General features: G+C 62.7%; 13 protein-coding genes. 10 read left to right on the top strand and 3 right to left on the bottom strand.

The window, feature by feature from the left end:
- Positions 1-65 precede the first annotated feature (65 nt).
- Together CH276_RS00655 and CH276_RS00650 are read left to right on the top strand one after the other, a co-directional pair.
- On the top strand, positions 66-1370 hold the full coding sequence (locus CH276_RS00655) for an NtaA/DmoA family FMN-dependent monooxygenase (protein ID WP_015586137.1): 1305 nt from the start codon (positions 66-68) through the stop codon (positions 1368-1370).
- Between the two features lie 129 nt (positions 1371-1499).
- Positions 1500-2702, top strand: coding sequence for a phthiocerol/phthiodiolone dimycocerosyl transferase family protein (locus CH276_RS00650; RefSeq protein WP_032365006.1), 1203 nt, complete (start codon positions 1500-1502; stop codon positions 2700-2702).
- A 48-nt stretch (positions 2703-2750) separates the two neighbouring features.
- Here the strand turns inward: CH276_RS00650 and CH276_RS00645 are convergent, their stop codons facing one another.
- From CH276_RS00645 to CH276_RS00635, 3 genes are read right to left on the bottom strand one after another with little or no spacing between them, the layout of a single operon-like run.
- The gene (locus tag CH276_RS00645; RefSeq protein WP_015586139.1) at positions 2751-3311 is read right to left on the bottom strand and encodes a hypothetical protein; all 561 of its coding nucleotides are present in this window, start codon (positions 3309-3311) and stop codon (positions 2751-2753) included.
- 39 nt (positions 3312-3350) lie between these two features.
- Complete coding sequence (locus tag CH276_RS00640; protein ID WP_015586140.1) at positions 3351-4781, bottom strand: cutinase family protein; 1431 nt, start codon at positions 4779-4781, stop codon at positions 3351-3353.
- A 46-nt stretch (positions 4782-4827) separates the two neighbouring features.
- Positions 4828-5673, bottom strand: coding sequence for a hypothetical protein (locus CH276_RS00635; RefSeq protein WP_015586141.1), 846 nt, complete (start codon positions 5671-5673; stop codon positions 4828-4830).
- Positions 5674-6007: 334 nt separating this feature from the next.
- Here CH276_RS00635 and CH276_RS00630 point away from each other — a divergent pair, with 334 nt between their 5' ends.
- The 8 genes from CH276_RS00630 (at position 6008) to CH276_RS28790 (ending at position 15432) form a co-directional block, all read left to right on the top strand.
- Positions 6008-6289: a hypothetical protein gene (locus CH276_RS00630; protein WP_015586142.1), complete on the top strand. Its 282-nt coding sequence runs from the start codon at positions 6008-6010 to the stop codon at positions 6287-6289.
- Positions 6286-7395: a conjugal transfer protein gene (locus CH276_RS00625; protein ID WP_094631017.1), complete on the top strand. Its 1110-nt coding sequence runs from the start codon at positions 6286-6288 to the stop codon at positions 7393-7395. The genes CH276_RS00630 and CH276_RS00625 overlap by 4 nt, the downstream gene beginning before the upstream one ends.
- 33 nt (positions 7396-7428) lie before the next feature.
- On the top strand, positions 7429-7761 hold the full coding sequence (locus CH276_RS00620; RefSeq protein WP_015586144.1) for a hypothetical protein: 333 nt from the start codon (positions 7429-7431) through the stop codon (positions 7759-7761).
- A gap of 61 nt (positions 7762-7822) precedes the next feature.
- Positions 7823-8554, top strand: coding sequence for a hypothetical protein (locus CH276_RS00615; protein WP_015586145.1), 732 nt, complete (start codon positions 7823-7825; stop codon positions 8552-8554).
- Positions 8554-11079, top strand: a complete 2526-nt coding sequence (locus CH276_RS00610) for an ATP-binding protein (protein WP_015586146.1) — start codon at positions 8554-8556, stop codon at positions 11077-11079. Before CH276_RS00615 ends, CH276_RS00610 begins: the two co-directional genes overlap by 1 nt.
- Before the next feature lie 50 nt (positions 11080-11129).
- Positions 11130-13247 carry a hypothetical protein gene (locus CH276_RS00605; protein ID WP_141214634.1) on the top strand — a complete coding sequence of 706 codons (2118 nt, stop codon included), beginning with the start codon at positions 11130-11132 and terminating at the stop codon, positions 13245-13247.
- A gap of 119 nt (positions 13248-13366) precedes the next feature.
- A complete protein-coding gene (locus CH276_RS00600) occupies positions 13367-14833 on the top strand; it encodes a peptidoglycan DD-metalloendopeptidase family protein (RefSeq protein ID WP_072692242.1) in 1467 nt (488 codons plus the stop codon).
- Entirely contained in the window at positions 14833-15432 is a 600-nt protein-coding gene (locus tag CH276_RS28790) for a hypothetical protein (protein WP_015586149.1), read from the top strand. Before CH276_RS00600 ends, CH276_RS28790 begins: the two co-directional genes overlap by 1 nt.
- Positions 15433-15550 lie beyond the last annotated feature (118 nt).

Raw genomic sequence — 15550 nt, 5'->3', positions numbered from 1 at the left:
CGGTGCATTCTATATCGCTCACGTTCCACCCAGTTCGTCCGTATACGAAATTTGGAGGCACGTCGATGTCTGTACGAAAATTTCACCTAGGCTGGTTTGTCGGTTTCTTTGCTAACGATTTCACCGGCGACTTCTCGCCGCCTGAAGAGCCATGGGATGGCCGATTCTATGTCGAGATGGCGAAGTCGCTAGAGCGCGCAGGATTCGACTACATGATGTTCGAGGACACGGTGTCGGTACCCGATGCATACGGGCGATCCTTCGATGCGTACCTGAAACACGCCCTGTGGGTGCCGAAACACGACCCAGTGCCGTTGGCGTCGGTGATCGCGGCCGCGACCGACCGCATAGGCGTAATCGCTACGATGTCGACGGCCTTCTATCCCCCATACATGCTGGCACGCACTGTCTCTACGGTCGACCACATCGCTGGTGGGCGCTTTGGATGGAACATCGTCACCACCGGTCAAGATCAGGCCGCGCGCAACTTCGGCATGGATCGTCTGCTGCCGCACGACAAGCGCTACGAGGTAGCACATGAGTACGTCGACCTTGTCCGAGATCTATGGAATTCCTGGGATCGAGACAACATCGTCCGTGACCGCGAGTCAGGGACTTATGTTGCGCCCGGCACTGTTCGGGCAGTGAACCACACTGGGGAGCATTTCCGTTCGGCGGGTCCGCTCAACACGGTGCACCCACCCAATGGGCAACCAGTTTTCGTCCAAGCTGGCGGATCCCCCAAGGGCCGCGACTTCGCCGCGAAGTACGCCGACTCGATTGTTGCCAACGTCAACACCGTGGAGACGATGCGGGAGTTTCGTGACGATGTCCGTAACCGGGCGCAGGCACACGGTCGAGACCCTGACGACATCAAGGTTCTCTTCATCGCGATGCCAGTACTCGGTGCCACTATGGATGAGGCTCAGGCCGCGAATAAACGGAGAATGACCAGCGACCGGGCCATCGAAAACATTCTTTTGCAACTGTCTTTCGTCACCGACATCGACTTCTCTCAGTTTCCGCTCGACGAAGTACCTCCGCAAGACTTGACAACCAATGGCGAGCAGTCATCACTGGAGAGCTTCCTGCAGCACGGTAGCGGTAAAACTCTGCGCGAGCTGACCATTGATTACCTCGCTCCGTCTATCGAACTGGTGGGGACGCCTGATCACGTAGCGGAGCGCATGGGGGAGATCGTCGACGAGGTAGGCGGTGACGGATTCTTGATTTATACCGGGTCGAACTCGCTCACCCGCCGATTCATCGCTGAGATTACCGACGGCCTCGTGCCAGCTTTACAACGAATTGGGCGAACGCGGGTGGGATATTCGTCGGTGTATCTACGTGACAACCTTCGTGAGTTCTAGTTTTGGTGCTCGTTCGCGCCATCTCCCGAGGCCATCCCATGATCAGAAACGCTCCTGGTGGTGCCGGGCTCGTGATCATCGAGCTGCACGTCCCCTATCGAACAGCAATTTAAGTGACAGGAATTTGTGGTGACTGTGGATTACTCTATTCGGGGGCTCGCTCCCAGTGAGGCGCTCTACGTCGACTTGGGAGTTTTCATCGGGTATTCGGTGCGGGCTCGCGGCGATTTGAACATATCGGGGCTCTCGGCGGCATTTGCGACATTGCGACGCTCGTATCCTGTGTTGGCTGCGCACGTGGAGACGATCGATGGAGACCATATGATCGTCAAACCATCCGGTCCGCTGCCCGGCCTCAGCGTGCACACAGGGGATCCCGGTCAGCCGCTGAGCGGGGTGAACCTCAGTGCGGGCCGCGCCCTTTCCGGGCTACACGTCGTCGGCGATTCCGCCTGCGCGAGTGTGACTTTACTAACCCACCACTGCATAGCCGACGGTCGCCATTCTGTAGATTTGCTCAGCGATCTGTGGTCTTTCTACACCGACATTGTGGAAGGAAAGACCCCTGACGCGGTTGTTCATGGCTATCCCGAGTCGCTGGAAAAGCTGTTCTCCGAGAGAGGAATCGACACACCCGATGTCGGCAATGACGAACCATTAGAGTCGGCATTAAACAGGCCGCCGACGGCTGGCTATACCGAGCCACATCGTGCGATGACCCAACTGCGTTGTCGTTTGAGCAGGCGAGTCACGACCGGGCTCATCGACTTCGGACGTCACCATGGAGTTACGGTAAACGGCCTAGTATCTGCCGCTATCATGCGGACCGAGTCAGATCTGAGAAGTGTTCGGCTCGCCGACATCGCCTACCATTTTATTGTGGACCTCAGGCCTCACGTCACACCTGCAGTGGATTCCACCGCGGGAACAAATATTGTCGGCTTCCCCGTCTATCGGGCTACGGCCGAGTCCGTAGAAATCGTGGATCTGGCTCGCAGTTTAAATGAGGAATTGCACATCGATCTCGCCGCCGGCCACCTCCAAAGTGAAGCCCTGACAGCCGCGAAGATGGCAGTGCTGTTGCCTGAACCCAACGAGGTTCGTTGCACCAATGGAGGCACGGTTCCACCATTGCGATCGCCCGCAGGACTCAAACTCGAGGACTGCCGGCCCGCGCCAGCTGGGTTTTCCTTTCCTGTTTACATCGTCCATGGGTATGGCGGTCGACTGAACATCGAGTTTGCTTTGCCGCACGGAGCTTCCCGCTACGACATCGGCCGAGGCCGGGAACGGATCAGAACGCTCGAATCCCACCTTCGTTCCGTGGCGTGATTGACCAGGCACCGGTTCCGTGAGGCCGCGCCACGCAAGGTCAGCGGATCAACCGTTATTCAGACAGTCCCGGTCTCGCAGACGAGGCTCAGCGAAATTCCGCAACGCTTCGGAGATGCGTGGGGCGTTGAGATCGGTGATCGTGGCGAGGTAGACGTTGGCGCGGTGTCCGCGGTGAGCGAGGACGGACAGGAGTTGGAGACTGCGGTTGCAGGTGAGGCGGAGGGTGTCTACGACGCCTTCGAGGGAGTCGATGACGAGGTATGCGGGGGTGAAGTCGTGGGTTGTGGCTTGACCGTTGTCGATCAGAGTTTTGCGTTGGGTTGTGAATCGCCAAACGGAATCCATGATGTCGACAGGGTCCGGGTCGGTGTCCGCGGTGGTCGAGAACGTGGGGGTTCTGGACGGGCCAGTGATCATCCATACGTGCGGAGAGTGGCCGCTGAGGGTGTCGGCGAGGGTGTGTGCGAGGTGCGTCGACGCCGCGGGATCGGCGTTCAGGAGGAGATGACCGTCGCGCTGGGGGTGCCACGTTTTGGTACCCCCAGCGTCGTGCACGTCGATGCGGACAGCGATGTCGGTGTCGGGGTCGTCCAGCTCTGTCAGCATCGTGACGGTTCCTTGTGTTCGAGTAGGGAGGTGGGTCGGCTACGAAGCAATCTGTGCCGTGGGGTTGGTGATGCGGGTGCGGAAGAGGTTGGTGAGCTCGTCCGCTCCGGTTCGACCGTTGTCGGCCATCGGTTCGTTCGCGTAGGAGTTGTGCGAATCGGTGGCGAGCGAGGTGGCGTAGTTGAGCACCTCGTCGAGCACGCGGCCTGGGGTGAGATTATCGGCCAGCCGGTTCAAAAGGGGGAACTCGTCGAGGGGGAGTGCGCGGAGGGTCTTGCGGACCGCGTTGTTGACCTGGCCCACGAGTTTGCCGAGATCGGCCGGTAGAGCCACATAGTTCTGGGCCGCGGCGTTGGTGGAGATCCGCGCTGCGGTGGTGCCGATCGCGATGTACTCGTTGATAGGCAGCTTGGACACCACGGTCCCGATCATCGAACTGAATTGGCTCGCGAAGCTGATGACTTGGGGTGTGAGGGTCGCCAGCAGTGCCGGAACGGCGAACATGTCACCGCGGTGGATTGCATCGGTGAGCTGCGAGACGGTGGTGGCCATCGGGGCGATGTCTGCCCCGGGGATGGTCATTTCTGCGACCTTTGCGCTCAGTGTTGAGACGTTGCCGGCGAGGTCGAGTGCGAGCTGCGGCACGGTGAGCATGTTGCCTGTGGTCACTGCGGTGTTCAGTTTGCCGAGCGTGTCGGTCAGGGGTTGGCCGTCGAGACCGAGAAGCGTGGTGACGACTCCGGCGACCGAAGACGCGGGATCGGTGGCGTCGATCTTCGATCCGAGTTGCCCGATGAACTGTGTGGCGATGGCGTCGTCGGGGGTGTTGCAGTACGTGTCGTCGGGATCGCACACGCTGGCGGTGACGTTGTTGAGAGCTCCGAATCCCTTGGGTCGCGCACCGACGAAGCCGTTGCCGGTGGTCTTGGTTCCGAGTTGAACGCCGGCGGTCGGGCTCTGGCCGGGGTCGGCCATCAGGCCCACGGCAAAGATGCGATCGGCGCTCACCGGGCCCTCGCCGTTTCCGATCTTGCTGGCTAGATCTCCCGCGGCGTCGGCCCCTTGGGAGAAGCCGGTCAGCCCGAACTTGGTGCTCGGGCATTCGGCTGCCTTCTCGGAGATGTGTTGCGATGCGCGATCGATCGCTTCCTTCTTACTGGTTCCGTAGGTCTGGGCCTTGTCGTTCACGATCGTCGCGACGTAGGGAACTGTGTATGTCTGCAGTTCCTGGGATGAGAACTCGGAGTCGAGTGGGTCCACGACGTTGCGGAGCATTCCGACCGGCACATTCGGATCGGCCTGCTCGTTGGTTTCCGTGGTGCCGGGTATGGCCACCAAGATGTTGTCCGGGCATGCCGGAGCACCGGCTTGCGGATCGGCAATGGCGGAGGGAATGACGACGATGCTGGCAGCGACGGCGAGCCCGACTGCGCTGACAACGATCCTCTTGCGTGTACGAGATGCGGTCATGATGTGCGTCCTTTGTAGGTGAGAGCGGGGTTGGTGCAGGTGGACTTCAGCTCGCCAAGGCGGACTCATGGTGTGATCGGGTGTAGAAGAACGTCCGCTTTCCCGGCGAGGGAGTGTTGCCGGTGCGTGCTGCTACTCCGTCGCGGACTCGCGCGACAGCGCGGCTCAAGCGCTGTCGAAGGGCTGCCGGTGAGCAGTTCTCCTCGACGGCGAGCGATGCGAGATCGGCACCTTCGGTGACGAGATATGCACGGATCAGAAGTGAGTGCTCGTCGGCAGTGATGGTCTTGGACTGCACTGCCCATGCAAGAACCGAATGCAATTCCCGTGCCGATACCTCCCCCGGATTGCTGGTCGTGCGGTCATCGGATCCGTCGGCAACCCGGTGGAGCTGGTCGGGTTCGGCCGGCGTTTCCACCGCAGATTCGCAGGTCTTGGTGATCAGACCCAGCGTCCGAAGCGAGAGTGCCCCGGCAATCCCAGTGCCGCCGGGACGGTGCGAAGCGATCACCTCGTAGAACGCGGCGATGGTACGCGAGGCACGTTCTTCGCGGCTGTGATCGGTTCCGTCCAGCCGCGCGTAGCGATGGATTCGGACCAGCTTGGGGAGCATCAACCGGACCAAAACTGTGCCGGCGAGGGCGCTGCCTGCACTGTGCTCGGTGAGCAGAAGGGACAGGGTGGCGTCACTGTCCTGAGCGGCAAGCTCAGCGATGTCGGCCACGGAGCGAGCGGACGACCATGCGGGGTGTCGATCGGCCCACGTGCGGACTTCGCGGCCTGCGAGAGCGTCGACACAGAGATTGGTCCACTCGGCGTTGATCGTCGTAAACAGCGATGTGCTGTATCCGAGTGGGGTGGAGGAATGCGAGGAAGGCTGCGGCGAGGTCACTGGGGCGCTCCTGATAGAGGCAACTGAAGTTCGATCGCCTCTGACACAAACAGCGCCTTATATCCGCTGAGCTGCGGATTCTTACTCGAAAAGGCGGAGCTGTTATACCCGCCGGGTCCGGCGGAACCAGAAAACGGCAGCGCCCCGCGTTCGACATAGACCGCTGTGACCTGCGGTTACACGGCGACGGTGATAACAGCCCGACGAATCGCAGCGGGGCGGTGAAAAAAAGTTCGAGAAATTTCCGGTCGCCTCTGTCACAGACCCGCCCGCGAAGGGATCTACCTGTTCTCAGAAGCCCGTACACGGCGGGCTACCGACAGGAGGACCCCGGATGGACGACCACGATCCGTCGGCCGCATTGCTCTCGGACACCGCTCGCGTGCACTCGGTGTCCGAAGAGATCCGCGGCCTCGCGGCGCAACTCGGCGACAATCCGCTCAGCGCAGAGATCGCCAGCCGCGTCCGCGAGGTCGTGCTCGGTGAGCCGGCCGAGCAGGCGCGGGCAGCGCTCGAACGGATGATGGCGACCCGGGGTCGAGGCGCTCTGCGATTGGTCGACGAGGGCTTCGTACCCGCCACGGTCGAGCCGTCTCGGCACGAGGAGATCTCATGAAGATCCATCTCCGTAAGAAGGGCTCGAACAAGCCGACAGAAGCTGCGCCGGCCACCGAGCTTCATCAGTGGGCCGGCAAGCAAGCGGTCGCGACCAAGGCGATGAAGTGGGGTCTGTTCGCGGCGATCGGCTCCGGAGTGGTGGCACTGGTTCTCGTCTTGGCCGGCGTCGGGTCCACGACGCCGATCCAGAGCAAGGCAAACCCTCAGACGGTCATCGACACAGCCCGCGAAGCAGCAGCGACCGACCTCGCGCAGGACTTCGTGTTGACGTGGTTGCAATCCAAGCGAGGAGACGAGAAAGCCCTCGCGCGCTTCGTCCGCACCGACGGCATGTCGCTTCCGGCTCAGGCGAGCTATACCGCGTCCGAACCTCGAATCGCGAGCGTGAAAGCAATCGACCCGCCGGCGCGAAATCAGGGTCCCACAGGATCGACATCGCAAGGAGGACCGCTACAGGCGGCCGGCCAGAACTACGCGATCGTTGTGTCGGTCTCGGTGGTTCCGATCGGGGCAGACCCGGCGACGAAGCCGGAACGTCGATACTTCTCGGTCCCTGTCGTGTTCGTGGGAGACGACGCGCGGGCTGCAGCAGTCCCTGCTGCTGTGGCGGCCCCGGCAACCGGCGGTGACCTCACACTCGGCTACCGATTCCGAGTCGGCCTCGATCACTCGCTCACCCAGTCGATCAGCCAGTTCCTCTCGGCAATGGTTGCCGGTGCCGGAGAAATTTCTCGCTACACCTCACCCGGCACACCGATCCGTGCCGTCACCCCCGCGCCGTACACCAGTGTCCAGATCAACGACCTCGTCTCGGACACCGACTTCTCGGCGGGTGCGTCCGGATCCCCGGCAGATGGTGCGACGGTACGGGTGCTCGCCACCGCGACCGTCACAGCCACGGACCGAGCGCAGACCTCGACCGTGCAATACCCGCTGACAGCGATCGCCCGGGGTGGCCGGTGGGAAGTATCCGCGCTCGACCCGATGCCGTTGCTCGCGAACTCGACCGGACTCAGCGCAGCAACCCCAACCATTGCGGTGCCGACCTCGACTGGTGCCAGCACTACCTCCTCCGTTCCCGCAGCGCCCGTTCAACCGAACTGACGCTCTGCTCCCCCTATCCGAAAGGTACGAACAATGACCATTACCTCGATCCTGGCCGATCCGTCGTCGACCGTCGTCGCCGAAGGAATCATCGAATGGGCCAACAACAAAGGTGCGGAGGTGCAGGGCCTCATCCGCACTCTCGTGGGCGTCGGCGTCGCCGGGTTCATCGCCGCGATTGCTTTCAAAAGTCACTTCGCCATTGCCAAAACACTGGTGGCGATCGTGGTCGGCGGGGCACTGATCTGGGTGATGTGGAACATCACCGCCGTCAAAGACAGTGTCGGCGACGAGCTTCCCGGCTCCGCCTCGCCACAAAGCAGCGAGGTCGTCGTGGTGCCCGATCCGATCGCGGCGTTCATCTGACACTGCTCGGCCAACTCACGAACACCTCGATTCAACGACCCCCGCAGGAGTGTGACCGACCATGACCGAACAGCAGGCCTCCTCGCGGAGCGTGGTCAAGATGTTCACCAAAGCGCGCAATTTTCCGCAGCTGATCGGCAAAGCGCCAGACGGCCGAAAGATCCCCGGTGGCCCCTACACCCTGACCCAGTTCGTCGGCGCGGGTATTGCAGGCGGACTGCTGTGGCTGACCCAGTCGCTGTGGGCGCAGGGCAGTGTCATCACCAACGGTGTCATCTTCCTCGGTGTCACCGGCGGCACCCTGTGGGCGTTGGGGAGGCTGCCGCAGGGAGCACGGAATCCGATCTCAGTAGTCCGGGGTGTCGGGCGCGCGGCTACCGGGGCGATGTCACCGTCGAGGATCAATGGCGAGCCGATCCGGATCAAACGCCCTCACGCGGTACTGGGGTCGGTGATCATCCTCGACACCCCGCCAAGCCACGACGCTGCTATCAGTGAACCAGCAGTCATCAGAGCATCCAGCGATCGAGTAGAGAACGCCGCGGCACCGGTGGAGCTCGACGACAACGCAGCGCCGGCCGCACCAGCATTCAGACCTCTGACCCAACCGCGGCCGGAGCGAAAGATCGCACCAGCGCCAGCCCGGCCGCGATCGGACGGCGAACGCCAGCGCTCGCAGAGTCCAGCCCTGGCCGAAGCGTTCGGCGTCGCCAACCTGGCACCGGCGAGCAGCGTTCAGCAGCTGCTTGCCATGGCTGCAGCGGCCCCCACCCCGACCCGAGAGAAGGCGTAATGCAACAACCGAACCGGCTCGTCACCTCGAACTTGCGCTGGACCCGCTCCGGAGTCGTCTGGGCGGACTACGTCCTGACCGGAATCCCGTACGGGTACCGGCCGATCGAAGACCGACAGACCGCGCGGGCGATGCACAAGATGTTGCTGCGCGCTCTTCCTGGCGAATCTCTCCTGCTCAGTGTCGCGGTCAGTCTGGACCCAATGACCATCGTCGAGCGCATGGAACGGGGTGTCGATCTCGATCTCCATCCCGCGTGGGCAGACGAATGCGACGCCACGATCGACCGCCTGGAGGAGATCCGACCCGGCCAGCGAATCTACTGGCTGTCCATCCCCCTGGCCAACCACGGCTTCGGTGACACCGTCAAGGCCGCAACGTCCGCCGCATGGTCCTCGGTGGCCGATCTGCTGGGGATGCCGCCCTCGTCGATTCCCGTCGAGGAGAGAGAACGCCGCGCAGCTCAGGCCGCGCAGATCGCCGCGGCCATCCCTGCCTTCTACGATGCGACCCCCGCAACCCCCTCCCAGATGGTGTGGCTGCACCAACATGCTCTGCAGCGCGGCCTCGGCCTCGATACCGACATGCCCACCGCTCTAGATCATCCGGCAGGCACTGCTCGAGGATCCTTCACTGCCGCGCGGCTCGACGAAGGGGCTCAAAGCGATCGCCCCGAATCGGGCTGGCGGGCCAAGGCGCCGACCTTGTCGCGTGTGCTCAAAGTCGACCAGCCGTGGGAGGTAACGCCACCGCCGGCCAGCTATCAGTGCTTCCTGGTGCTCGCCGCCACTCCTTCGGGCGGCACGCTGTTTCCAGGCTCGGAGTACCTGACCCTCGCGGACAACCTGGGCGGCGTCGATGTCGACTGGGCAATTCGGTTCAAGAACTCCGCTGCATCGGAGGTTCTGAAGAAGAACCGCCGCGCCTTGGTGCAGATGAACGATCAATACACCCAGCGAGAAGACGAATTGAGCACCGGCAGCGTCCTCGACGACGCTGCCGTCGCCCTCGCGGAATACAACGCGCTTCTGGAGGCGGACGCAATGGAGATGGAAGTGCAATCCACCACCGTCTTCTGTGTCGCCGCCGCGGACGAAGAGACGGCCATCGCATATCAGCGCGAGCTGGCGAAGGAGTTCGAGGGTTCGACCTACAGGTTGCAGTCACCGATCGGATTCCAGGAGGAGCTGTTCTGGGCAATGACACCCGGCGTGCCGACGCCGGCGATCTGCAACGAGTTCGCGCAGATCACCACATCCGAACATTTCGCCGCGTACGTACCGGTCACCCGCAACGATCTCGGCGACGGAGACGGCCCGCTGATCGCACTCAACATTTCCTCGGCCCGCACTGGCGTCGTGCACCACGACATCGCCAAGAAAGCGTCACGTGACGTTTCGGGTTCGGTGGGAGTGTGTGGCAACTTGGGATCAGGCAAGTCCGGCTACTTGAAAACAACCGGTAACCAGGTCGTCGACCGCGGCGGCCAAGTCATCGTGGTCGACCGGACCCCTCTGGGCGAATACGCACTGTGGGCCGAAGCGATCACCGACGCGGTGGTCGTCGATACCGCAGCACCGGACGTCACGATGGACCCTCTTCGGCTGTTCTCGCCCGCACGAGGAGGGGAAGTTGCGGTGTCTATTCTGTTGCCGCTGTTGCAACTTCAGCCCGACGACCGTTTGGGGGTACTGCTGTCTCAAGTGCTCGAGCCGGAATACCGCGCTCGCTTCGGCAATTTCACTACCCCAGGCCTGGTTTCGCACCTCGAGAAGGACTGCACCCTCGACGGAGCTGCCGAGCTTGCCGGAAAGTTGAAGGTCTACGCGACCAAATCCTATGCAGCAGCGCTGTTTCGGCCGGACCTAGAGCCGTTCAATCCACGCGCAGGAGCCATCGTCTTCCGCACTCACACACTGGAATTGCCCTCGGAGCGAGAAGTGGAGAACGAGCATCTGTTCAAGCAGATGTCGCTCCAGAAGCGGGTAGGGCGAATGATGTACACCCTCATCGCGCAGATCGCCCGCGGCATTTGCTTCGCGGACCCCAACACCCTCGCGGTCTTCCTGCTCGACGAATGCCATCACCTGACGCGCTCGAGCGAAGGTGTCGAGATCATCATCGACTTCATTCGAGACGGCCGCAAACACGACGCCGCGGTGATGCTCGGATCGCACGACCCCGAAGCAGACTTCGGCTCCGAGACGCTGCGAGGGCTCATCCCCACCCGGCTCGTGTTCCGGCAGACGGATCGACGACTAGCGCAAAAATCGTTGAAGTGGCTCGGCGTCGGGGAAGACGATCTCGGACTGCTCAAAGAGCTGATGGAGAACACATCGCCCGTCGAAGGCAAAGACGGATACGTCGCACCGCATCGCCGCGGAGAGGGCTACATGCGCGATCCCGCCGGCAACGTCGGCCGCATCAAGGTCTTACTTCCGGCATCGGAAGCGAGATACCAAGCGGCGAGTACGACTCCGAAAGAATCGACTACCGAGCGCGCTGCGGAGTTGGCGACATGGTGATGTCGAAACGAGTTGTGCGCCGGCCAGGTTCGATTGGCGGCGGCGTCAAGATGGTTCTCGAGCTCGTGCTGTGGTCGTGGATCCCGCGGTCGTGGTGCAGTGTTCTCGCTCGCTTCCTCGGCCCTGTCTTCAAGTGGGTAGTGGCATCTCGAATCCGCCGCGCGATCGTCACAGGTGTCGCTGTCTGGCACATGATCGGTCTGCTGGCGATCGCCCTGGCGTCACCGGCTCATGCCGACCCGGGTGAAACCCTGCCCACCAACAGCACATTCAGCTGGATGGAAGTCCGTGACTCTCACGGAATTCTGGTCTGGGACTACTTCATGTCCATCGACGAAGGCTCGGTCGGGCACCCGATGTACACCGTGTTCTCCACCTTCATCATGCTCGAGTACGAGGTGTACCGCGGGGTGACCGGCTTCGCGATTTGGTTCGTCACCTACGCCTTGCGGTTCGAGTGGCTCGAATTGTTGACTGCGCCGTTCCGTTCGATCGGCGATGCCATGCAAACGGTCACCGATCAGTTCCAGCTCACGGGCCTTCTTCTCACCGCTGCTGCAGGCATCGGAGCGTGGTGGGTCATTCGCGGACGGTGGACGACGGGAGTGTACGAACTCCTGATGGCAGCAGCGATCGCCGCTGCGGCAGTGGGGATCCTGTCCAATCCAGTCGAACGGGTCGCAGGACAAGACGGCCTGATCATGCAGGCGCGCGACGCCGGCGTGCAGCTTGCGGCAGGCCTGGCCAACAAGGGAGACACGACGTCGAGTTCCGACGAACTCATCGACCAGATCTCGGAACAGATGGCCGACACGTTCATCAGGCAACCCACCCAACTGCTGAACTTCGGCCGAGTCATCGACGGCTCGCCCGACGGAGAACGTTGCACTCAAGCCTGGGACGCCGGCCACGAAAAAGCAGACGGCAACACACGAGACACCCTCAAAGACAACATCAAAGGCTGCGGCGGCGAAGGCGCAAAACAGATGAAGGACTTCGCCGATCACCCCGGACCGGGACAGGTCGGGTCCGGGGTCGCGATGCTACTGGCCGGTGTCATCCTGCTCGGATTCGCCACAATTCTGGCGTTCACCCTCATCCTCGCGGTACTCACCGCCCTCGCATCGGCCGTCAAGGGAATTGTGGTGACCGTCGTTGGAATTCTGCCCGGATCCGGCCGCGGAGCATTGTGGAAAACCCTCGCCGCGGTGCTGATGTCGATGGTCATCGTTATCTTCGCGGTGGTGTTCCTCGTCGGATACATGATCGTGATCGGACAGTTGTTCAGAGGAGACGGCGACTCTCCGCTGATGATGAAATTCATCCTGACCGACATCGTTCTGATCGCGGGCATCATTCTCTACCGCCGCGCAGTGAAAGGACTACGCAAAGCTTCCGACGCCCTCGCACGCAAGCTCGGAAGCAGACCAGGAGCCGCGCCCACCGCGATATCGACCAAGACACCGACCAGCCCCCTCGCCCAAGCTGCCTACGCCGGACAAGTGGCCCGCCAGGCCTATCAAGGTGGAAAGGGACTGGCCAAGACAGCCAGCCATGCAACGGCCCGAACCGCCAAGGCGAGTAAAGCTCTCGTCGACGGGACGGCAGCCGCCAGCAGCGCAGCCACACTTGGAACTGCTGCCGTGGTCTACTCGGCCGGGAAGATTGCAACCGCGGGCGTCAAGAAGGTCGTCGGTCGACGGAGCGACGCCAAAGCTACCCAGGCGGCCACCGACACCACCAATGCTTCCGAAACCCACCCCAGCCTTCGCAAACCGATCAACATCGACCTTCCCCCGACGCAGTCGGTCGTCGGCTCCGGTCACTCCCACACTCCGGTCTCCAGCCCCGTCGGAGACCGATCGGCGGTCCGCTCTCACGGCGACAAGACAACGAACGCACCCGGTATCAAGCGGCCGGTGGCCACCGCTCCCGCACTGTCGACTCCAGGAAACCGAGAAGTTCGGGCCAGCCGCGCCACGGTGACCGGCCCTGGAGGCGGACGATTCCGTGAGTACTCCACCGATGAGGGCTCGCCGCTTCTGCTTCCCGACCGGTCCACGCGGCCGTCGAGTGCTCCGCGTCGTGCCCGACCGACCGTCCAACCAGGTGCCACCACGAATCCGACGGAAATCCTCCATCGAGCTGCGTCAGGCGCACGGCGATGACCTTGGTGGCCCCGCCTGAGACAGCGGTGTCGCCGAACTCGAAAGCGCCACGTCGATGGTGGAAACTCGCCCTGGCGGTCGGTATCGCCGCTCTCGGTGTACTCGTCGTCATTCCATTGATGGTCGTCGTACTCGTCACATCGTCAGGTTCCAGCGGTTGTGCCCCCACGGTCTCGTCCGGTACCGGTGGTGATGATGCATCGCCGTTGACCCCGTCCGGTCCCATCGGCAAGCCGACCCGCGATGGCACGACCACGATGACGTCCCCCTTCGGGCAGCGGTGGGGCACGATGCACCAAGGCGTCGACTTCGCGGGCCCGATCGGCACCCCGATCTACGCAGCCCTCGACGGCACTGTGGTCAAAGCCGGACCCGCTCAAGGCTTCGGAATGTGGATCGTCCTCGACTCGATCGTCGACGGAAAACCGGTCTCCACCGTGTACGGGCACATGTATCCCAACGGCGTCCTCGTCAAGGAGGGACAACAGGTCAAGGTCGGCGACCACATCGCCGACATCGGCAACGCCGGCGGCTCCACCGGACCACATCTGCACTTCGAGTACTGGGAAGGCGGCCGTTTACAGGGCGGAACCGCTATCGACCCGATGAGCAAACTCGGTCAGGCGGGAAGCCCCCAATCGTCCGGCGCTGATTCACCGACCGGCGCCGGTACCGCTGTCGATTGTGGCTTCGGCACGGCCGGCGGAGATCTCCGAACCGGATCCGTGCCGCCGGAGTTCGAGCCGTGGATCCGCAAAGCAGGAGCCGTGTGCCCAGGCGTGGGTGCTCCCCTGATCGCATCCCAACTCTCCGCCGAGAACGGTTTCCGCTACGGCCCGTCCGCTCCGGTATCGAGCACCGGAGCGTTGGGGCCCGCACAATTCATGCCGGGAACCTGGGCAACGTGGGGCAAGGATTACGACGGAGACGGGCGAGCCGACCCGAACTCCATCGGAGATGCAGTGATCTCACAAGCCCACTTCATGTGCGCCATCAACGGAGATATCACCGCAGCCATCGCCGCGAGAAAAGTGAAGGGCGACCCAACTGCACTGACGATTGCCGCCTACAACGCGGGCCCCGCCGCGGTGCTCGCAGCCGGTGGAATGCCATCCGGCGGTGACTACACCACACAAACACAGCCCTATGTGGCGAAGATTCTGGCCGGCCAAGCGCAGTACACATCCGAAGGTTCCACAGGCCGGTTCGTGCCGACCGGAGCTGACGGAGACAATGTCGTCGAGGCTGCACGCCAGTACCTCGGAACCCCCTACGTCTGGGGCGGCGGAGATATCAACGGCCCCTCCCGAGGAGGATTCGACTGCTCAGGACTGACCAGTTTCGCCTACTTCGCGGGCAAGCACATCACCCTGCCCCGCACATCCGAGGCCCAATGGGGAGTGGGTTCGGAGATCCCGATCGATCAAGCGATGCCCGGTGATCTCGTCTTCGGATCATTCGAGGCGAACGGCCCTGGGCACGTCGGTATCTACATCGGCGGCGGTCAGATGATCCACGCCCCCACCACCGGAGACGTCGTCAAACAAGCTCCACTCATGGCTGGAATGAAAGCCCGGAGGATCTGATGTCCCTTGCCGGCCGACGTCTTATAGCCGTCCTCCTCGTCGTTGTAGCCGTGGTGACCATCGCCTGGTCCTGCAGCTCACCCGCCACCGATGAGCCGGAATCGGCACCGGAGACAACGAGCGCGCCAACCGCGCCGTCGCTACCCGAAATCAACACACAGCCAACCGAGACAACCGCTGTACCCGCTCCGATCAGCAGCGCCGCCACAGACGCGGAGACCGCAATCCGTCAAGCACTGACGACCGCCTTCACCTGGTACCCCAGCACCGACACGAGCTCGACCGACGCGTTTCTACGCGCCCGCCGATGGTTCACCGACAACCTCGCTGCAAAACTCTCCACCCCTGCAACGACCGAGCGAGGCCCCGGTGCCCAGTGGGAACAGTGGAAGAAAGAAGACGCCGAAATCACCGCAACCGTCTCGATCGGCTGCTCCGGATGCCCGGCAGATACCGCCGAGCGCATCTATCGAGTCGCGGAGATAACGCAATCGGCCGTCACCTCGGATGCCACGGTCCCCGTCGACTCCACCACGACCGTGTGGGTATCGGCAGTGCCGACCGCAGCCGGGTGGAGTGTGGACACTCTCGATTTCTGACCCTCGCCGCACATGACCCGGAGAGGGTCGCCGGCCACTGAACCGATCGCCCTGTACAGGCAACATGGAACGCACTATTTCCCGTGATCGGTGCCGCCGTTCATAGCCCTGTCGCGCT

Source organism: Rhodococcus sp. 06-470-2, from assembly GCF_002258235.1.
Taxonomy (GTDB): Bacteria; Actinomycetota; Actinomycetes; order Mycobacteriales; family Mycobacteriaceae; genus Rhodococcoides.
Note: the sequence above shows the minus strand (reverse complement) of the source record. Positions and strands in the feature narration are given on the sequence as shown.